The organism is Agrococcus jenensis (genome assembly GCF_003752465.1).
Taxonomy (GTDB): domain Bacteria; phylum Actinomycetota; class Actinomycetes; order Actinomycetales; family Microbacteriaceae; genus Agrococcus; species Agrococcus jenensis.
Window position 1 is genome coordinate 1,715,022 of the sequence record NZ_RKHJ01000001.1, and the last position, 18,164, is coordinate 1,733,185.

The 18,164-nt window shown below is 72.5% G+C and carries 19 protein-coding genes; 9 read left to right on the forward strand and 10 right to left on the reverse strand.

The window, feature by feature from the left end:
• The 5 genes from EDD26_RS08445 to EDD26_RS08465 all read right to left on the reverse strand — a co-directional run bounded on the left by EDD26_RS08445 (nucleotide 1) and on the right by EDD26_RS08465 (nucleotide 3,817).
• Entirely contained in the window at nucleotides 1-732 is a 732-nt protein-coding gene (locus tag EDD26_RS08445) for an anti-sigma factor (protein WP_123697313.1), read from the reverse strand.
• A complete protein-coding gene (locus EDD26_RS08450) occupies nucleotides 713-1,282 on the reverse strand; it encodes an RNA polymerase sigma factor (RefSeq protein ID WP_123697314.1) in 570 nt (189 codons plus the stop codon). Before EDD26_RS08450 ends, EDD26_RS08445 begins: the two co-directional genes overlap by 20 nt.
• 29 nt (nucleotides 1,283-1,311) lie before the next feature.
• Complete coding sequence (locus EDD26_RS08455) at nucleotides 1,312-1,980, reverse strand: class F sortase (RefSeq protein WP_170165588.1); 669 nt, start codon at nucleotides 1,978-1,980, stop codon at nucleotides 1,312-1,314.
• Between the two features lie 89 nt (nucleotides 1,981-2,069).
• On the reverse strand, nucleotides 2,070-2,879 hold the full coding sequence (locus EDD26_RS08460) for a DUF4397 domain-containing protein (RefSeq protein WP_123697316.1): 810 nt from the start codon (nucleotides 2,877-2,879) through the stop codon (nucleotides 2,070-2,072).
• 128 nt (nucleotides 2,880-3,007) lie between these two features.
• Nucleotides 3,008-3,817: a DUF4397 domain-containing protein gene (locus tag EDD26_RS08465; protein ID WP_123697317.1), complete on the reverse strand. Its 810-nt coding sequence runs from the start codon at nucleotides 3,815-3,817 to the stop codon at nucleotides 3,008-3,010.
• Nucleotides 3,818-3,988: 171 nt separating this feature from the next.
• On the opposite strand from EDD26_RS08465, the gene EDD26_RS08470 reads away from it, so the two are divergent.
• From EDD26_RS08470 to EDD26_RS08500, 7 genes are all read left to right on the forward strand, one after another.
• Nucleotides 3,989-4,546: a prepilin peptidase gene (locus tag EDD26_RS08470; protein WP_170165589.1), complete on the forward strand. Its 558-nt coding sequence runs from the start codon at nucleotides 3,989-3,991 to the stop codon at nucleotides 4,544-4,546.
• A 100-nt stretch (nucleotides 4,547-4,646) separates the two neighbouring features.
• The gene (locus EDD26_RS08475) at nucleotides 4,647-5,549 is read left to right on the forward strand and encodes a MetQ/NlpA family ABC transporter substrate-binding protein (protein WP_123697319.1); all 903 of its coding nucleotides are present in this window, start codon (nucleotides 4,647-4,649) and stop codon (nucleotides 5,547-5,549) included.
• 76 nt (nucleotides 5,550-5,625) lie between these two features.
• Nucleotides 5,626-6,657, forward strand: a complete 1,032-nt coding sequence (locus EDD26_RS08480; RefSeq protein WP_123697320.1) for a methionine ABC transporter ATP-binding protein — start codon at nucleotides 5,626-5,628, stop codon at nucleotides 6,655-6,657.
• The gene (locus EDD26_RS08485) at nucleotides 6,654-7,325 is read left to right on the forward strand and encodes a methionine ABC transporter permease (RefSeq protein WP_123697321.1); all 672 of its coding nucleotides are present in this window, start codon (nucleotides 6,654-6,656) and stop codon (nucleotides 7,323-7,325) included. The genes EDD26_RS08480 and EDD26_RS08485 overlap by 4 nt, the downstream gene beginning before the upstream one ends.
• A gap of 41 nt (nucleotides 7,326-7,366) precedes the next feature.
• Nucleotides 7,367-7,714: a DUF3140 domain-containing protein gene (locus tag EDD26_RS08490; RefSeq protein ID WP_123697322.1), complete on the forward strand. Its 348-nt coding sequence runs from the start codon at nucleotides 7,367-7,369 to the stop codon at nucleotides 7,712-7,714.
• A 121-nt stretch (nucleotides 7,715-7,835) separates the two neighbouring features.
• The gene (locus EDD26_RS08495; protein ID WP_123697323.1) at nucleotides 7,836-10,070 is read left to right on the forward strand and encodes a carbon starvation CstA family protein; all 2,235 of its coding nucleotides are present in this window, start codon (nucleotides 7,836-7,838) and stop codon (nucleotides 10,068-10,070) included.
• A 1-nt stretch (nucleotide 10,071) separates the two neighbouring features.
• Nucleotides 10,072-10,302, forward strand: coding sequence for a YbdD/YjiX family protein (locus tag EDD26_RS08500; RefSeq protein WP_123697324.1), 231 nt, complete (start codon nucleotides 10,072-10,074; stop codon nucleotides 10,300-10,302).
• 117 nt (nucleotides 10,303-10,419) lie between these two features.
• Here EDD26_RS08500 and EDD26_RS08505 read toward each other — a convergent pair whose 3' ends face one another.
• The 5 genes from EDD26_RS08505 to EDD26_RS08525 form a co-directional block, all read right to left on the reverse strand.
• Entirely contained in the window at nucleotides 10,420-10,932 is a 513-nt protein-coding gene (locus EDD26_RS08505; protein WP_245989814.1) for a tetratricopeptide repeat protein, read from the reverse strand.
• A complete protein-coding gene (locus tag EDD26_RS08510; protein ID WP_123697325.1) occupies nucleotides 10,929-13,019 on the reverse strand; it encodes a prolyl oligopeptidase family serine peptidase in 2,091 nt (696 codons plus the stop codon). The genes EDD26_RS08505 and EDD26_RS08510 overlap by 4 nt, the downstream gene beginning before the upstream one ends.
• 189 nt (nucleotides 13,020-13,208) lie before the next feature.
• Nucleotides 13,209-14,630: a class II fumarate hydratase gene (locus EDD26_RS08515; RefSeq protein WP_170165590.1), complete on the reverse strand. Its 1,422-nt coding sequence runs from the start codon at nucleotides 14,628-14,630 to the stop codon at nucleotides 13,209-13,211.
• A 37-nt stretch (nucleotides 14,631-14,667) separates the two neighbouring features.
• Entirely contained in the window at nucleotides 14,668-15,300 is a 633-nt protein-coding gene (locus EDD26_RS08520) for a DUF4245 domain-containing protein (protein ID WP_123697326.1), read from the reverse strand.
• Nucleotides 15,297-15,545 (reverse strand): exodeoxyribonuclease VII small subunit, encoded by a 249-nt coding sequence (locus tag EDD26_RS08525; RefSeq protein ID WP_123697327.1) that lies wholly within the window; start codon nucleotides 15,543-15,545, stop codon nucleotides 15,297-15,299. The genes EDD26_RS08520 and EDD26_RS08525 overlap by 4 nt, the downstream gene beginning before the upstream one ends.
• Before the next feature lie 114 nt (nucleotides 15,546-15,659).
• On the opposite strand from EDD26_RS08525, the gene argE reads away from it, so the two are divergent.
• Nucleotides 15,660-16,850, forward strand: coding sequence for an acetylornithine deacetylase (gene argE, locus EDD26_RS08530; RefSeq protein ID WP_245989815.1), 1,191 nt, complete (start codon nucleotides 15,660-15,662; stop codon nucleotides 16,848-16,850).
• Nucleotides 16,847-18,127, forward strand: coding sequence for an MFS transporter (locus tag EDD26_RS08535; protein WP_123697328.1), 1,281 nt, complete (start codon nucleotides 16,847-16,849; stop codon nucleotides 18,125-18,127). The genes argE and EDD26_RS08535 overlap by 4 nt, the downstream gene beginning before the upstream one ends.
• Nucleotides 18,128-18,164 lie beyond the last annotated feature (37 nt).

The following is an 18,164-nucleotide window of genomic DNA, read 5'->3' on the forward strand; positions in this document are numbered from 1 at the left end:
TCAGAGCTCGAGCGCGCCGCGCCAGATGCTGTCGCCGGAGTGGGTCGGGTCGCCGTCGTAGGGCTCGACCGAGACGTCGACGACCGGGAACGCCGCGAGGTCGAGGTCTGCGGGCAGCGCGAGCTCGGTCGAGGCCGCGTCCATGACGCCCAGGCTCACCATCTGCTGCGCGTCCGCGTCGAGCAGCCAGACGTCGAGGTACCCGTCGACGGTAGGCAGCGCATCCGCGTCGACGACGAGCAGGCGCTGGCCGTCGCGCTCGATCACCTCGGCGCGAGCGGGTGCGACGCTCGAGCCGAGCGGCTCGAGCACGGCGCCCGCGACGTCGGTCGACCGGGGGCCGCCGCCGAGCTGCGTCACGAGCAGCACGGCGAGGCTCGCCGCGACGACCGCGGAGGCCGCGCACGCGGCGATGAGCGCTCGGCCGCTGAATCGCCGGTGGCGGGCCACGTCGGGCGAGCGGGTCGCCGAGGCGCGGGTCGAGGGCGCGGCCGGCTGCCCGATCGGGGCGGGAACCGGCTCGTCGAGGGCGGCGATGTCGGCGGCGATCCGGTCCCAGACCGCTGCGGGCGGCTCGACCGGCGAGACGTCGGCGGCGCGGAAGCGGTCGGCCGCGACGCGGAGCGACGAGACCTCCGCTCGGCAGTGCGCGCAGGTCGTGAGGTGCTCGGCGCTCGCGTCGGACTCGCCCAGCGCGAGCGCGGTGAGCGCGTCAGTCGACAGGTGCTGCATGGGTGTCCTCCCATCTCTCCCTGAGTCTTCGGAGCGCTCGCGACAAGTGGCTCTTCACGGTGCCGATCGGCATGTCGAGCGCCTCGGCGATCGAGGCGGTCGAGCGGTCCTCGAGCACCGCGAGCCGGACGATGGTGCGCTGGGGCTCGCCGATGCGCTCGAGCTCCTCCTGGACGGTGAGCGCGTCGGCCACGGCGTCGAGCACCGGGTCGCCCTCACCGCGCTCGAGGCGCTCTGCGAGGTCGTGGGGGTCGAAGGCCTGCTCCTTGGCGGCCCGGCTGCGGTAGTGGTCCGCGATGCGCCGGCGGGCGATCGCGATGATCCAGGCGCCGAGCGGCCCGTTCGCGGCGTCGTACGCGTCGCGGGAGCGCCACACGGAGACGAAGGTCTGCTGCACCACATCCTCCGCATCGTGCGGGGCCATCGCCCGGCAGGCGATCGCGTAGACCATGCCGCCCCAGCGCTCGTACGCCAGGCGCAGCGTCTCGGGGGAGGCGTCGGCCGCGAACGCGAGCGACAGCCGCTCGACATCCGTCACTCCGTCGTCCACGGCCAGACGGTATCACCGGGCCATGCGCCTCACGGCGCGTCCAGGACAGCGGTGACGACGATGTTGTCCTCGTAGGCGCCCGCGGCGGCGTCCCACTCGCCGCCGCAGGTGACGAGGCGCACGACGTGCTCCCCGTCGCGGGCGAACAGCGCGTCCAGCCGCAGCTCGTCCTTCGACACCTGCTCGATGCTCGTGATGCGGTAGCGCAGCTCTGCGCCGGAGGCCGTCGAGATCTCGACCGCGTCGCCCTCCGCCGCCCGCAGCACCGACGCCATCGGCGCGCTGCCGATGTCGCTGTCCACGTGGGCGGCGAACACCGCGGAGCCGGTGTCGGCGCCGGGCGCCGGGCCGAAGCGGTACCAGCCGATCTCCTGCACGAGGTCGGGCACATCCATCTGGCCGTCGTCGCGCACGCCGACGGGGACCACCCCGAGCTCGAGGTCGACCGACGGCACGCGGACCGCGGCCGGCGCGTCGACCGCGACCGGTGCGGGCGGCGAGGCGTCGCGCACGCCCACGCCGGTCGGGATCGTGCCGGACGGCGGGGCGGATGCGCTGGGCGCAGCCGGCTCCGTCATTCCTGCGTCCGCACCGAGCGAGGCGCTCGGCTGCGGCGCGACGCTCGGGGCCGACGGCAGCTGCGCGAGCAGCACGGCGCCGGTCCCGAGCGCCGCGACGGCGATGACCGCGGCGGCCACGGTAGCCACGCGACCGCCGCGGGAGCCAGGACGCACGGAAGGCTCCCGCCGCGCGATGCGCGACGAGAGCCCCCGCTCAGCGTCCATGCTCAGCCGCGCTCCCTTGCGGGGCGCAGCGTCTTCGTGGCGATCAGCGCGAGGCCGACCGCTCCGGCGAGCAGCAGCGAGATGGCCAGCGCGCGCTGGTCCTCCGCGCCGCCCAGGCCCGAGGGCACGCCGCTCGGCGCGCTGTGCGCCTGCACGACCTGCACCGCGAGGGCGAGGTTGCCGTCCTCGGCGCTGCCCCAGGCGGTCACGATGCTGTTCGCGCCCTCCGCCAGGTCGAGGTCGGCCGGGCCGATCGCGACGGTGTCGGTGCCCGCGAGCACGACGTCCGCCGAGACGGCGCCCGCCGCGGTCTCGAGCGCTGCCTCATCGGGGTTCGTGAGGCCCTCGACGATGGCGGTGCCGTTCGCGCGCACGTCGACCGCGGGTGCGGCGGCGAGGTGGCGCACGGTGAGGCGCGCCTGTCCGGCGGCGACCGCCTCGGTGTCGTTCGCGAACGCCGAGAGCGTCGGGTCGCCGCCCTCGGTGAGGTGCGCGACGAGCGTCAGGTTGGCCGACTCCGGCACGGCGACGCCCATCGCCTCGATGGCCGGCTCTGCCGTGTCGGGGGTGCCGCCGTCGGCGAACACCTGGATGTCGTAGCTGCCGGCGGCGAGCATCATCGGGTCGGTCAGGGTGCCGGGCTCGAAGTCGCTGATGGCCTCCTCGCCGTTGATGAAGACGTCGACGGTGATGCCGGGCACGGCGTGCAGCACCGAGACGGTCGAGTCGGTCTCGGCCGCCATGGCGGGTGCGCCGCCGGCTGCCGTCAGAGCGAGAGCGGCGCCGATGCCGATCGCGAGCTTGCGCTTCATGGTGGTCTCCTCGAGGTGCGCGGCGCCGGATGCGCCGTCTACCTCCATATCGGCGGGGACCCCGTGCCAGGTTGCAGCGATCGCGGCAGCTGCATCTCGGGCGTGTCGCGGCAGGGCGACGGCACGCGTCACGGGCGCGCTGCACGCACGCGCGAGGCGCGAGCGCTGACGGCGGCGAGCCCCAGCGCACCGGCGACGGCGAGCATGACGCCCAGCGCGCCCTGCGCTCCGGCGCCGCCGAGGCCCGACGGCACGCCGCTCGGCGGCGTGTGCGCATCGACCACCTGCACCGCGAGCTGGAGGCTCTCCTGCCGCGCGTTGCCCCACGCCGTCACGATCGTGTTCGCGCCCTCTGCCAGCTCGACGTCCACCGGTCCGATCACGACGTCATCGGTGCCGGCGAGCACCACGTCGACGGAGACGGCTCCGGCCGGCACCTCGAGCAGCGCCTCGTCCGGATTCGTCAGGCTCCCGGCGATCACCGCGCCGTCGGCGCGCACGTCGACGGCGGGTGCGGCGGCGAGGTGGCGGACGGTCAGCCTCGCCTGCCCGGCGGCGACCGGCTCGGTGCTGTTCGAGAACACCGAGAGCGTCGGCTGGTCGTCCGCGGTCAGGTTGCCGGTGATGGTGAGGTTCTGCCCCGCTGGCACCTCGACGCCGAGCGCCTCGACGGCGGGCTCGGCCGTGTCGGGCGTCTCGCCGTCGTAGTAGAGCTGCACGTCGTAGACGCCCGGCGCCAGCTGGATCGGGTCGGTCAGCTCACCCGGCTCGAAGTCGGTGATCGCCTCCTCGCCGTCGATGTACGCGTCGACCGTGATGCCGGGGATCATGTGCAGCACCGAGACCGTCGAGTCGTCGCCGGCCGCGAGCGCGGGTGCACCGCCGAGCGCGACGAGCGCGAGTGCGGCGCCGGCGCTGATCACGATCGTGCCCTTCATGGGGTCTCCTCACACCGGGCGCCGCACGCTGCGTCGCGCTGTCCCCCATCCTCAGCGACGGCGGAGCAGAAAGATAGCAGTGTTATGAAACCGGCTCGGCTTCGCAGCTATCGACCGGGCGCTGTGGAGAGCGGCGGCGGCGCAGGGGAGGGCCGGACTAGCGTCGCCCGGGTGACGACGACGTCGGCGGAGGCGGTGCGGCTGCGCTCGCGGCATCGCGCGCGAGCGGTCGACCTGCTAGGCGCCCCGGCAGCGGTGAGCGCCGCGTCGCTGCTCGCGCTCGGCGGCTGGGATGCCGTCGCGATCGTGCCGCTCGCGGTCGCGGCGAGCGTTGCGCCGGCGCTCGCCCGGATCGACGTCGCCGAGCGGCGGCTGCCGAACGCGCTGACCGTGCCGCTGCTGCTGCTCGGTGCCGCTGCCGCCACCGTGCGCGTCGCCCAGGGCGACCTCGCGTCGCTCGCGGCGCTCGCCTGCGGGCTCGTGCTGCTCGCGATGGCGGTCGCGGGCGGCATGGGCATGGGCGACGTCAAGCTCGGCCTCGCGCTCGCACTCGCGACCGCGACGCTCGGATGGGCCGCGCCGCTCACCGGCCTCGCCGCATCGGTCGTGCTCGGCGGCGTCGCGGGCGCTGCGGCGCTCGTGGCGGGTCGGCGCACCGTGCCGTTGGGGCCGGCGCTCCTGCTCGGCAACGCGATCGCGGCCGCGGCGGGCGCCAGCGGCGCAGGGTGAGCACGGATGCCGCCCGCTCTGTGACGGTTCGTGACGCGCGGATTGGTAGCGATGGCTGTCAGATACGTACCGTCGGTGCATCCCCCAAGAAGGAGCCACCATGCGCATCCGCACCGCCCGTCCGCTCGCCATCGCCGGCACCGTCGGCCTCGCCGTCGCCCTCGTCGGCTGCAGCAGCGCCGCCAGCTCCGAGAGCGCTGAGCTCGGCTCCGCCGAGAACCCTGTGCAGCTCGGCGTCGTGGGCGCCTCGGACCCCTATTGGGCCGTGTACGAAGCGGCGGTCGAGGCCGAGGGCATCCAGCTCGAGATCGTCGACTTCACCGAGTACACGCAGCCGAACCCCGCCCTCAGCGAGGGCGAGCTCGACGTCAACCAGTTCCAGCACGTCCAGTACCTCGGCGACTACAACGTCTCGTCGGGCGAAGACCTGCAGCCGATCGGGGCGACCGCGATCTACCCGCTGGGCCTCTACTCGGACAAGTACGAGTCCGTCGACGACATCCCCGACGGCGAGACCGTCGTGGTCCCGAACGACACCGTCAACCAGGCGCGCGGCCTGCTCGTGCTGCAGTCGGCCGGCCTCATCGCGCTCGCGGAGGGCGGCAGCCCGGCGTCGACGCTCGAGGACGTGCTGCCCGAGTCGCGGGTCGAGGTGGAGGCGGTCGATGCTGCACTGACCGTCAACTCGCTGCCCGATGTCGCTGCCGCGATCGTGAACAACGACTTCCTCGGCCCGGCCGGGCTGTCGTCGCAGGACGCGCTCGTCGCCGACGACCCGAGCGACGAGGCGGCCCTGCCCTACGTCAACATCTTCGCGGCGCGCGCAGACGACGCAGACGACGAGGTGCTGCTGCAGCTCGTCGAGATCTTCCAGTCGAACCAGGAGGTGCTGGACGGCCTGCAGGAGGTCGCAGGCGGCACCGCCGTGTTCGCGACCACCCCCGCCGCCGATCTGCAGGCCTCGCTCGTCGAGGTCGAGGAGTCGCTCCAGGCGCAGGGCTGACCACCGGCGCGGGCGACGGCGAACCGCCGGGCGCCCGCGCCGCACGACCCCCGATCGCCACGAGCCAGAGAGCGCCATGCCACACATCCAGCTCACCGACGTCAGCAAGTCGTACCCGCCCTCCAGGCGTGGCGGCACGCCGGTCGCCGCCGTCGACGGGGTCTCCGTCTCGATCGAGCGCGGCGAGGTGCATGGCGTCATCGGCTACTCCGGCGCCGGCAAGTCCACGCTGGTGCGCCTCATCAACGGGCTGGAGCCGGTCACTGCCGGCTCGATCGAGATCGACGGCGTCGACATCACAGCGCTGCCGGCCGGTGAGCTGCGCCGCGTGCGCCAAGGCATCGGCATGATCTTCCAGCGGTTCAACCTGCTGCGCTCGCGCTCGATCCGCGGCAACGTCGCGTATCCGCTCGAGGTGGTCGGCATGCCGCGGGCCGAGCGCGCGGCCCGGGTCGACGAGCTGCTGCGCTTCGTCGGACTCGAGGAGAAGGCCGACGCATACCCCGAGCAGCTCTCCGGCGGCCAGCAGCAGCGCGTCGGGATCGCACGCGCGCTGGCGGCATCGCCTTCCATCCTGCTCGCCGACGAGGCCACCAGCGCGCTCGACCCGGAGACCACCGACGAGGTGCTGGACCTGCTCGCGCGCGTCAACCGCGAGCTCGGCGTCACGATCGTCGTCATCACGCACGAGATGGACGTGATCGCCCGCATCGCCGCAAAGGTCGCCGTGATGGACCGCGGCCGCGTCGTCGAGAGTGGCGACACCTACGACGTGTTCACCCGCCCGCAGACGGACACTGCGAAGCGCTTCGTGAAGACGGTCGTGCGTGCGCTGCCCGACGGCGCTGCCCTGCAAGCGCTGCGGGCTCGGCACGAGGGCCGGCTCTTCACCATCTCGTTCACCGACACCGGCGCATCCGACGCGCGGGTGTTCGCCGCGCTCGCGCGTGCGGGCGTCGACTTCCAGCTCGTGCACGGCGGCGTCGACGACATCCAGGGCCGCGTCTACGGACTGCTGACCATCGCGGTGCGAGGCGAGGCCGATGCCGTCGAGACCGCGCTCTCCGGTCTCGGCGGGGGCGTCCACGTCCAGGAGGTGCTCGCATGAGCGAGCTCATCGCGCAGGTGTCCGGGCTGCTCCCCGCGCTGCTGGAGCAGACGGGGGTCACCCTGTGGCTCGTCGCACTCTCACTGCTGTTCGGCGGCACCGCCGGCCTCATCGTCGGCACCGCGCTCTACGTGACCCGGAAGGGCGGCGTGCTGCAGCAGCCGATCGTCTTCTGGGTCCTCAACGTGCTGGTCAACACGTTCCGGCCGATCCCGTTCATCATCTTCCTCGCCGCCATGCAGCCCATCGCCAGGCTCGTGATCGGCACGGGCATCGGCAACGAGATGATCGTCTTCTCGATCTCGATCGCGGCCACGTTCGGCATCGCGCGCATCGTCGAGCAGAACCTGGTCTCGGTGGAGCCGGGCGTCATCGAGGCTGCGCGTGCGATGGGTGCGGGTCCGTGGCGGATCATCCGCACGGTGATCCTGCCTGAAGCATTCGGTCCGCTCATCCTCGGCTTCACCTTCGCGATCGTCGCGCTCATCGACATGTCCGCCGTCGCGGGCATCGTCGGCGGCGACGGGCTCGGCGACTACGCGCTCTCCTACGGCTTCCGGCAGTTCGAACCCGTCGTCACGTGGAGCGCGCTCGTCATCATCATCGTCATCACGCAGGTCGTGCAGGCCGTCGGGAACGCTCTTTCACGGCTCGTGCTGCGCCGCTGAGCGCTCGCGCGTCCCCCGCGGATGGGGCAGGATCGGTGCGCATGAGCGACGAGCTGAGCGACGACGACCGCAACCGCATCCGGGACGACTTCCACGAGGCCGTGACGATGACGGCGTCCGAGATCGAGCGGTGGCTCGAGACGGACGAGTCGCGCGCCGTCGGGCAGAAGGAGCACGAGGGGGACGAGTCGGCGGGCCACGCCTCCGGGAGACGGATCGTGGCCATCCTCCGCACGAAGCAGGCCGACCTCACCGATGACGACTACGCCCACATGCGGAAGGTCGTCGGCTACGTCGCGCGGCACGCGAAGCAGCGGCCCGACGGCGACGTGACCGAGACGCCGTGGCGGTACTCGCTCATGAACTGGGGGCACGACCCGCAGGGCTGAGCGGCGCGCGACGCGAACGGGCCGATCGCGCGGCGGCGAGGAGGGGTCCCCGCCGCTATGTCCGGGCTAGGCTTTCCCTGGGTACGACCCGCACATCCCCCGCGCAGAGAAGGATCCACCGATGGCCGACGTCGCCACATCGAAGCCCGCGCTGCCTCCCACGGCGGCCGAGGAGACCACATCCAAGCGGTGGACGCCGCTCAAGATCGCACTGTGGGCGGCCATCGCGCTGCTCGGCGGCATCGCCTGGGTGATGCTCGCCGTCGTCCGCGGCGAGACCGTGAACGCGATCTGGTTCGTGTTCGCGTCCGTCTCGACCTACCTGATCTTCTACCGCTTCTACTCGAAGTACATCGAGCGGAAGATCGTGCGCCCCGACGACACGCGTGCGACGCCCGCCGAGTACAAGGCCAACGGCCGCGACTACGTCGCCACCGACCGCCGCGTGCTCTTCGGCCACCACTTCGCCGCCATCGCCGGCGCCGGCCCGCTCGTCGGCCCGGTGCTCGCCGCGCAGATGGGCTACCTGCCCGGCACGATCTGGATCATCGTCGGCGTCGTGCTCGCGGGCGCGGTGCAGGACTACCTCGTGATGTTCTTCTCGATGCGCCGCGGCGGCCGCTCGCTCGGCCAGATGGCGCGCGACGAGTTCGGCCGGGTCGGCGGCGCCGCCGCGATCCTCGCGACGCTCCTCATCATGGTGATCATCACGGCGATCCTCGCGCTCGTCGTCGTCAACGCGCTCGGCGAGAGCCCGTGGGGCGTCTTCTCGGTCGCCATGACCATCCCGATCGCCCTCTTCATGGGCGTCTACCTGCGCTGGATCCGCCCGGGCAAGGTGCTCGAGATCTCGATCATCGGCTTCGTGCTGCTCATGGCCGCGATCATCGGCGGCGGCATGGTCGCCGAGACCGCCTGGGGCCAGGAGCTCTTCACGCTCGACCGCGTCACGATCGCGTGGGGCATCGTCATCTACGGCTTCCTCGCCGCGGTGCTGCCGGTCTGGATCCTGCTCACCCCGCGCGACTACCTCTCGACGTTCATGAAGATCGGCGTGATCGTCGCGCTCGCGCTCGCGATCATCTTCGTCCGCCCCGAGATCTCGGTGCCCGCGTTCACGGAGTTCGCCGCGGGTGACAGCGGACCGGTGTGGCCGGGTTCGCTCTTCCCGTTCCTCTTCGTGACGATCGCGTGCGGCGCCCTCTCGGGCTTCCACGCGCTCATCGCCTCGGGCACGACGCCGAAGATGGTCGAGAAGGAGAAGCAGACGCGCCTCCTCGGCTACGGCGGCATGCTCATGGAGTCGTTCGTCGCGATCATGGCGCTCGTCGCCGCGATCTCGATCGACCAGGGCATCTACTACGCGATGAACTCGTCGGCCGCGAACACGCAGGGCACGATCGAGGGCGCTGCCGCCTTCGTGCAGTCGCTCGGCCTCACCGGTGTGAGCGTCACGCCCGAGCAGCTCTCGGCCACCGCAGCCGCGGTCGGCGAGGAGTCGATCGTGTCGCGCACCGGCGGTGCGCCGACGCTCGCCCTCGGCCTCGCGAACATCATGCAGAGCTGGATCGGCGGGCCGTCCATGATGGCGTTCTGGTACCACTTCGCGATCATGTTCGAGGCGCTGTTCATCCTCACCGCGGTGGACGCCGGCACCCGTGTCGCGCGCTTCATGCTGCAGGACTCGCTCGGCAACGTCTTCCCGAAGTTCAAGGACACGTCCTGGACGCTCGGCGCCTGGATCTGCACGGCGATCATGGTCGCCGCGTGGGGCGCGGTGCTGATCATGGGCGTCACCGACCCGCTGGGCGGCATCAACACGCTGTTCCCGCTGTTCGGCATCGCCAACCAGCTGCTCGCCGCGATCGCGCTCGCGGTCGTGCTCGCGATCGTGGCGAAGCGCCGCACCTTCCGCTCGCTGTGGATCGTGGCCGTGCCGCTCGCGTTCGTGACGGTCGTCACCGTCACCGCTTCCGCGTTCAAGGTGTTCTCGCCGGTGCCCGCCGTCGGCTACTGGGCCAACCACTTCCGCTTCCGCGACGCGCTCGCGGCGGGGGAGACGTCGGTCGGCACGACCGAGGGCGTCGCCGCGCTCGAGTCGGTCGTGCGCAACACGATGATCCAGGGCACGCTCTCGATCATCTTCGTGGTGCTCACGATCGTGGTGATCTGCTTCTCGGTCGCGAACGTCATCAAGGCGTTCCGCTCCACCGAGGTCGTCGACCACGAGGACGAGCGCACCGAGTCGGCGATCTTCGCCCCGGCCGGCTTCCTGCCGACCCCCGAGGAGCGCGAGATCCAGCAGCAGTGGGACGCGCTGCCGGCCGAGCAGCAGCGCCGCCGGACCGGCCACTGAGATGACCGCATCCGCGAGCGAGGGGCGCCCGGCAGCCGCCGGTGCGCTCCTCGCGCGCGCGTGGCGCGCGCTCATCTGGTGGGCGAAGGGCGTGACGGGCGAGTCGAAGTACCAGGCCTACGTCGACCACGAGCGGCGGATGCACCCCGACCGCGAGCCGATGACGGAGCGCGCGTTCTGGCGCGACGAGTACCGCCGCCAGGACGCGAACCCCGAGGGCCGCTGCTGCTGACCCGATCGGCCCACGCTTGCCTGGCAGGAGCCTCGATTGGCCGCTCCGGCCCGGCGATGACCGCCATCGGTCGCCTCTGGCTGCTCGGAACCGCTCCCAGCAGCCACGAGCGACCGATCAGCGCGTGGCGGGCCGCTCGGGCTCGGTGAGGGCCTCGGCGTAGGCGCGCACCGAGCGGTTGTAGCGGGGGAGCGTCGGCTCGAGCGCCTCGATGACGACCCGCAGCGCCTCGTCGTGGCGGCCGGCGCTGTGCAGCGCGAGGGCGAGGAACACGCGCGGCGACGCCCCGGTCGACGGATGCTCCGGTGCCGCCGCGAGCACCGCGATCGACTCGTCGAGGCGGCCGGTGTTGCGCAGCGTCGAGCCGTACTGCACCGCGAGCTGCGCGTGCCGCTCCGCGTCGAGGCCGAGCGCGAGCGCCCGCTCGTACTCGCGCTCTGCGTCGTGCTCGCGGCCCAGCGAGTCGAGCATCCCCGCGAGCTCGAACGCCGCCCGCCCGTCGGCACCCGGGTACGCGGCCGCGAGGGACCGCATCGCGGCGATCGCCTCGTCGGGGGGCGTGCTGTCGACGCGGTCCCAGAGGTCGGCGACCGCCGCGCTCCAGGCCGCGGTCTCCCACTCGACGCTCACGGCGCCTGCCCCTCGCGCAGCCCGCCGTCGAGGCCCGTGTGGTGCGCCGCGAACGCCAGCTGGTCGGCGAACTCGAGCGCGGCGGCATCCTTCGGCTTGCCCATCCCGTGCCCGGCGCGCGTGTCGACGCTGAGCAGCACGGGCGCGTCCGCGTCGAGCCCGGCGGCCCTGGCCGCCGCCTGCGCGCGCTGCAGCTCGGCCGCGAACTTGAAGGAGTGCGCGGGCACGACGCGGTCGTCGTGGTCGCCGGTGGTGATGAGGGTAGGCGGATGCGCGACCTCGCGCACGTTGTGCAGGGGCGAGTAGGCACGGAGGTACGCGTGCGCCTCCGCCTCGTCGGGGTCGCCGTAGTCGCTCGCCCACGCCCAGCCGATCGTGAAGCGGTGGTACCGCAGCATGTCGAGCACGCCGACGCCGGGCAGCACGGCGGCCCACAGCTCCGGCCGCTGCGTGAGCGCGGCGCCCGCGAGCAGCCCGCCGTTCGAGCGGCCGTGGAGCGCGAGCTGCGCGTGCGTCGTGACACCGGTCGCGACGAGGTGCTCGGCGATCGCGAACAGGTCGTCGAAGACCTGCTGCTTGCGCTCCTTCGTGCCGCCCTTGTGCCAGTCGGTGCCGAACTCGCCGCCGCCGCGCAGGTTCGGCACGACGAGCACGCCGCCGGCCGCGACCCACGCCGCGAGCACCGCCCGGAAGCCGGGATTCATCGGGATGTTGAAGCCGCCGTAGCCCCAGATGAGGGTCGGCCGCGGCGCGCTGCCGTCGTCGTCGGCGGGGCGCACGAGGAACGCGGGCACGGTCGCGCCGTCCGTCGACGTCGCGCGGATGCGCTCGGTGGTCGCGGCGGGCGCCGCGGCACCGGGCGTCGGCAGAATGCGGTGGGCGACGAGCCGTGCGCCGTCGACCTCGACGACGTGCCGGGTGCCGCGGTCGACGAAGCTCTCGGTGGTCGCGAGCACGACGCCGGAGTCCTGGCTCGCATCGGAGCCGGTGATGGAGACGCCGTCGCCGAGTGGCACGTCGTCGCCGAGGTCCCCGGCGAAGGTGGCGAGCTGCATGCGGTGGCTCGCGTCGTGCGAGTACTCCAGCACGAGGCCCGTCGCGGTGAGCGACGCGTCGAGCAGCACGTCCTCGGCGTGCTCGGGCACGACGGTCGACTCGCGGCCGGACGCGAGGTCGAACGCGGCGAGCCGGTAGCGCGCCGCGCCCTCGTCCGTCACGACGAACAGGGAGCCGTCGTGGATGCCGATCGCGTTCCACTCGTGCTCGTGCCCCTCGACCAGCTGCCGGAGCGCGTCGTCGCCGTGGCGCCGCACGGCCAGGTCGTTGCCGCTCGACGAGCCGGTGTCGGTCGAGAGCACGAACCAGTCGTCGTCGCGCGGCCAGTGGCGCGCGAACATGCGCGGTGCATCCGGCCGAGTGAAGAGCACCGCATCCTCGGCGGGGTCCGTGCCGACGTCGTGCCGCAGCAGGCGGCCGGCGCCCATCTCGTCGGTCAGCGCGTCGCCGGCGGGCGCGTCGTAGGCCCAGTAGCTGAACGCGCGGCCGCCCGGCAGCCAGACGGCGCCGTTCCACTTCGTCCACCGGATCTCGTCGGGGAGGTCCTTACCCGTCGCGACGTCGCGGACGCGGATGGTGCGCCAGTCGGAGCCGCCGTCGGCCGCGCCGTAGGCGAGCAGGGTGCCCTCGGGGTTGACCGACGCCATCGTGACGGCGACCGTGCCGTCGTCGGACAGGCCGTTCGGGTCGAGCAGCACGCGCGCGGCGGCCGGGTCGTCGAGCTCGTCGACCGACTCGGCGGTGACGAGCACCGGCTGGTTCTGGCCGTCGCTGTGCCACGCGAACGCGCGGCCGCCGCGCACCCACGGGCAGCCGCGGGTCGGCGCGGTGAGCAGCGCCGACACCCGCTCGCGGAACGCGTCGCGGGCGGGCAGCTGCGCGAGCACCGGCTCGGCGAACGCGTTCTGCGCCTCGATGAAGGCGCGCGTCTCGGCGCTCTCGCCGTCCTCGAGCCAGCGGTACGGGTCGGCGATCGCCTCCCCGTGCACGGTCTCAACGGTGTCGTCTCGTCTCACCTCGGGGTAGCGCATCCGCCCAGCCTACGAGCCGGGCCGGGGAGCCTCCCGCACAGCGCAAGCCCTCCGCCCGCATCGCGCTGCTGTCGCGACCAGCCCCGCCGATCCGCGTCTTCAGCGCCCAGCAGGGCTTGCGTCGTGCGAGCGCCCCCGCGCACGAGCGAGGGGCACCCGCCGCAGCGGATGCCCCTCGCGTCGAGCGCGCTACTTCGCGACGCCCGGGTGCGTCATCGACAGCAGGTCGAGCGCCTTGTCCATGTCGGCCTCCGACAGCTCGCCGCGCTCGACGTAGCCGAGGTCGATGACCGCCTCGCGCACGGTGATGCCCTGCTTGACCGAGTGCTTCGCGATCTTCGCGGCGGCCTCGTAGCCGATCAGGCGGTTGAGCGGGGTGACGATCGACGGGCTCATGCCGGCGAGCGCGGCCGCGCGCTCGACGTCGGCCTCGAGGCCGGCGACGGTCTTGTCGGCGAGCACGCGGGACGCGTTCGAGAGCAGCCGGATCGACTCGAGCAACGCCGTGCCCATCACCGGGATCTGCACGTTGAGCTCGAACGAGCCAGAGGCGCCGGCCCACGCGACGGTCGCGTCGTTGCCGATGATGCGCGCGCACACCATGAGCACGGCCTCCGGCACGACCGGGTTGACCTTGCCGGGCATGATCGACGAGCCCGGCTGCAGGTCGGGGATGCGCAGCTCGCCGAGCCCCGTGTTCGGGCCCGAGCCCATCCACCGCAGGTCGTTGTTGATCTTCGTGAGCGACACGGCGATCGTGCGCAGCGCGCCGGATGCCTCGACGAGGCCGTCGCGGTTGGCCTGCGCCTCGAAGTGGTTGCGCGCCTCGGTGATCGGGAGCCCCGACGAGGCGGCGATCTCGGCGATCACGCGCTCGGGGAAGCCGAGCGGCGTGTTGATGCCCGTGCCGACGGCCGTGCCGCCCTGCGGCACCTCGGCGACGCGGGGGAGCGCGGCCTGGATGCGCTCGATGCCGTAGCGCACCTGCGCGGCGTAGCCGCCGAACTCCTGGCCGAGCGTGACGGGCGTCGCGTCCATGAGGTGCGTGCGGCCCGGCTTCACGGCGTCCGCCCAGAGCGTCGCCTTCTCCTCGAGCGCCTCGGCGAGGTGCTCGAGGGCGGGGATCGCCTGCTCGATGAGCGCACCGGTGACCGCGATGTGCACCGAGGTCGGGAAGACGTCGTTCGACGACTGCGACGCGTTGACGTGGTCGTTCGGGTGCACCGCGCTGTCACCACCGGCAGCGGCGCGGTGGCGCGTGGCGAGGGTCGCGAGCACCTCGTTCATGTTCATGTTCGACGAGGTGCCGGACCCCGTCTGGTAGGTGTCGACCGGGAACTGGTCGTGGTGCGCGCCGCCGATGATCTCGTCGGCCGCGGCGACGATCGCGTCGGCGACGTCGGCCTCGAGGATGCCGAGCTCGCGGTTGGCGATCGCCGCCGCGCGCTTGATGCGGGCGAGCGCGACGATCTGCGCGGGCTCGAGGCCCGAGCCCGAGATCGGGAAGTTCTCGACGGCGCGCTGCGTCTGCGCGGCGTACAGCGCGTCCTTCGGGACGCGCACCTCGCCCATCGTGTCGTGCTCGATGCGGTACTGGTCCTGCGCGTTCACGTCGTCGTGCCTCCGGGTCGTGCGTGGTGGTGGTGGGTCACTCGCCGGCCGCGAGCTGCGCGCTCACTGCCTCGGCGAAGGTCTGCAGCTCGGCGTCGCCCGCGGTGCCCGCGACGACGACGGTGGATGCGCCGCGCTCGGTGGTGAGCACGTAGGCGAGGTTGCCGGGATCCTCGGCGGCGCGCTGGTCGTGCTCCGTCCACGTGATGCCGGAGATCTCGCGCTCGCCGGTCGGCGGGGCGTCCTCGGTCGCGGTCACGAGCCAGGTCGGGTTGGCGTCGACCGCCTGCGTGAACGAGAGGAACTGCTCGTCGGGGGTGACGTAGCCGGCGTACCAGGTGGTGATGCCGTCGGCACCGGTGCGGAGCTCGGCGAGGTTCGCGGACCAGCCCTCGGGGAGCGCGGGCACGACGAGCGGGGCGTCGACGACGCCCTGCGCCGCCGCGGCGGCGGCCGGCACGTCGAACGGCTCCCGCTCGGGGAGGCCCGGCCGGACGACCACGAGCACCATGACGAGCACGACCGCGAGGCAGACGACGATGGCGGCGATCAGGTTGCCGAACGTCTGGTTGTCGCGGTGGCGCTTCGACGCTGCCGCCTTGCGCGCGGCCATCTCCTCGGGCGTCTCCGGGCGACCGAGCTCGGCGACGATGCGGCGCTCGCGGCTCATGCCTGGCCGGCCTCCTGCGCCGTCGCGGCGGGCCCGGAGGCGCGCGCGGCGTCGAGGCGGGCCTTCGCGCCCTGCAGCCACTCCTCGCAGCGATCGGCGAGCGCGTTGCCGCGCTCCCAGAGCGCGAGCGACTCCTCGAGCGACGCGCCACCGGACTCGAGCGCGTGCACGACCCGCACGAGCTCGTCGCGCGCGGCCTCGTAGCCGAGCTCGGCGACGGGCGCTGCGGGGTCGGGATTGGTCACGGCTCCAGCCTACCGCGCAGCGCTCGCGCACGCCGTGGCGTGCTCGTGCGCATCGGGGTACGGCGCGCGTGCGAAAATCGAGATCAGACATCCCGACGACCGTGAGGATCTGCCGTGCCCATCGCACCCGCCGACGCCACCATGGCTGAGATCGAGCAGCTGATCCGCTTCGACACCACCAGCCGCGAGTCGAACCTCGAGCTCATCGACCACGTGACGGAGCGCCTCGCCGCGGTCGGCGTCGAGCCGGTGCTCGTGCCGAGCCCCGACGGGCGGAAGGCCAACCTGCTCGCGACCTTCCCGGCGGCCGACGGCACGGTCACCGGCGGCGTCGTGCTGTCGGCCCACACCGACGTCGTCCCCGTCGACGGCCAGGTGTGGAGCAGCGAGCCGTTCGCCCCCGAGATCCGCGACGGCCGGCTGTACGCGCGTGGCAGCGCCGACATGAAGTCGTTCCTCGGCGTCGTCGTCGCCAAGTTGCCGGCGCTCGCGCAGGCGACGCTCGCCGAGCCCATCCACCTCGCCCTCTCGTACGACGAGGAGGTCGGCTGCGTCGGCGCCGTCGACCTCGTCGACGAGATCGTCCGTCGCGACCTGCAGCCCCGCGGCTGCGTCGTGGGGGAGCCCACGAGCATGCGCGTCGTGCGCGGCCACAAGTCGATGAACGTGTTCCGCGTGGACGTGCGCGGTCTCGCGGCGCACTCGTCCCTCACGCCGCAGGGCGTGAACGCGATCGCCTACGCCGCCGAGCTCGTGCGCTTCGTGCAGGGCGTCGCCGACGAGATGCGCGCGGATGGGCCCTTCGACGAGGCCTACGTCGTGCCCTTCACGACCGTGAGCGTGAACCGCATCGAGGGCGGCATCGCCGTCAACACCATCCCCGCGGAGTGCACGGTGCTCTTCGAGTACCGCGCGCTCACCACCGTCGACCACGACGCGCTCACCGAGCGCTTCCGCGCGGAGTGCCGGCGGATCGAGGCCGCGATGCGCGAGCAGCACCCCGGTGCGAGCGTCGAGCTCACCGTCACCGCGGCGGCGCCCGGCGTCGACACGCCCGCCGACGCCGAGATCGTCGCGCTCGCCGCGGCGTGGGGCGCCGAGCCGAGCGACACGAAGGTCACCTACGGCACGGAGGCCGGCCTGTTCGCGCAGGCGGGCATCCCCACCGTCGTGTGCGGCCCGGGCGACATCGCCCAGGCGCACGCCCCCGACGAGTTCATCGACCTCGCGCAGATCGCGCAGTGCGAGGCGTTCATCGACCGGTTGATCACGGGCCTCTCCGGCTCTGACGAGGAGTCAGCATGACCACTGCAACACCCACGACCGAGGTGACGCCCGAGCGGCTCGCCGCAGCCAAGAAGGCGGTGATCTCGAGCTCGATCGGCGCAGCCCTCGAGTGGTTCGACATCATCGTCTACGCCTCGTTCGCGGTCGTCATCACGGCGAACTTCTTCCCGGAAGCGGGCGCCTACGGGCTCATCCTGACGTTCGCGACCTTCGCGACGACCTACCTGATCCGCCCGCTCGGCGGCATGATCCTCGGCAGCTACGCCGACCGGAAGGGGCGCAAGAACGCGCTCACGATCACGCTGCTGCTGATGATGGTCGGGACGCTGCTGATGGCGATCGCGCCGACCTACGCGATGGTCGGCGTCTGGGGCGGCGTCATCATCCTGCTGTCGCGGCTCATCCAGGGCTTCTCGGCCGGCGGCGAGTTCGGCACCGCCACGACGTTCCTCATCGAGACGGCACCGCACAAGAAGATGTTCTACGCGTCGTGGCAGATCGCGGCGCAGGGCGCGTCGATGCTGCTCGCGTCGGGCTTCGGCTTCGCGCTCAACACCTGGCTCTCGGAGGAGGACCTGTACGCGTGGGGCTGGCGCGTGCCGTTCTTCGTCGGCCTGCTCATCGGCCCGGTCGGCCTCTACATCCGCGCGCGGCTGTCGGAGCCGGACGAGCTCGGCACGACCGAGCGCCGCAAGTCGCCGCTCGGCACGCTCTTCCGCGAGCACTGGGGCCGCCTGCTGGCCGGCTCGGCCGTCATCGGCGTCGCGACGATCTCGGTCTACATGATCCTGTACATGCCGACGTTCGCGGTGACGAACCTCGACATCCCGCCGGCCGCCGCCTACCTCGGGGGCGTCGTCGCCGGCACCATCACCGTGTTCCTGTCGCCGTACGTCGGGCACCTCGCCGACCGCTTCGGGCCGGCACGCATCATGACCTACGCCGCGGTCGCCGCGCTCGTGCTCGCGTGGCCGATCTTCCAGCTGATCGTGAGCCTGCGCAGCGTCGTGGCGCTCGTCGTCGCGATCGCGCTGCTCGGCGTCATCATGGCGTTCTACTTCGCGCCGCTGCCGGGCCTGCTGTCGTCGATGTTCCCCGCCGACATCCGCGGCTCGGGCCTGTCGGTGACGTACAACGTCGGCGTCACGCTGCTCGGCGGCATCGCGCCGCTCGTGCTCACCTGGCTGCTGCAGGCGACCGGCTCGCTCAACGCGCCGAGCCTGTACTACATGGCGATCGCCGTGCTGTCGCTCGTCGGCCTGTACTTCGTGCGGAAGCGCTACGCGCAGCGCTGAGCCCGCATGACGATGCCCCGGTCGCCTCGAGCGACCG

What these genes read in the sequence shown, in the direction of transcription:
- EDD26_RS08445 (WP_123697313.1), bottom strand. Translation starts at nt 732, where the DNA reads ATGCAGCACCTGTCGACTGACGCGCTCACCGCGCTCGCGCTGGGCGAG.
- EDD26_RS08460 (WP_123697316.1), bottom strand. Translation starts at nt 2,879, where the DNA reads ATGAAGCGCAAGCTCGCGATCGGCATCGGCGCCGCTCTCGCTCTGACG.
- EDD26_RS08465 (WP_123697317.1), bottom strand. Translation starts at nt 3,817, where the DNA reads ATGAAGGGCACGATCGTGATCAGCGCCGGCGCCGCACTCGCGCTCGTC.
- EDD26_RS08475 (WP_123697319.1), top strand. Translation starts at nt 4,647, where the DNA reads ATGCGCATCCGCACCGCCCGTCCGCTCGCCATCGCCGGCACCGTCGGC.
- EDD26_RS08480 (WP_123697320.1), top strand. Translation starts at nt 5,626, where the DNA reads ATGCCACACATCCAGCTCACCGACGTCAGCAAGTCGTACCCGCCCTCC.
- EDD26_RS08485 (WP_123697321.1), top strand. Translation starts at nt 6,654, where the DNA reads ATGAGCGAGCTCATCGCGCAGGTGTCCGGGCTGCTCCCCGCGCTGCTG.
- EDD26_RS08490 (WP_123697322.1), top strand. Translation starts at nt 7,367, where the DNA reads ATGAGCGACGAGCTGAGCGACGACGACCGCAACCGCATCCGGGACGAC.
- EDD26_RS08495 (WP_123697323.1), top strand. Translation starts at nt 7,836, where the DNA reads ATGGCCGACGTCGCCACATCGAAGCCCGCGCTGCCTCCCACGGCGGCC.
- EDD26_RS08500 (WP_123697324.1), top strand. Translation starts at nt 10,072, where the DNA reads ATGACCGCATCCGCGAGCGAGGGGCGCCCGGCAGCCGCCGGTGCGCTC.
- EDD26_RS08510 (WP_123697325.1), bottom strand. Translation starts at nt 13,019, where the DNA reads ATGCGCTACCCCGAGGTGAGACGAGACGACACCGTTGAGACCGTGCAC.
- EDD26_RS08520 (WP_123697326.1), bottom strand. Translation starts at nt 15,300, where the DNA reads ATGAGCCGCGAGCGCCGCATCGTCGCCGAGCTCGGTCGCCCGGAGACG.
- EDD26_RS08535 (WP_123697328.1), top strand. Translation starts at nt 16,847, where the DNA reads ATGACCACTGCAACACCCACGACCGAGGTGACGCCCGAGCGGCTCGCC.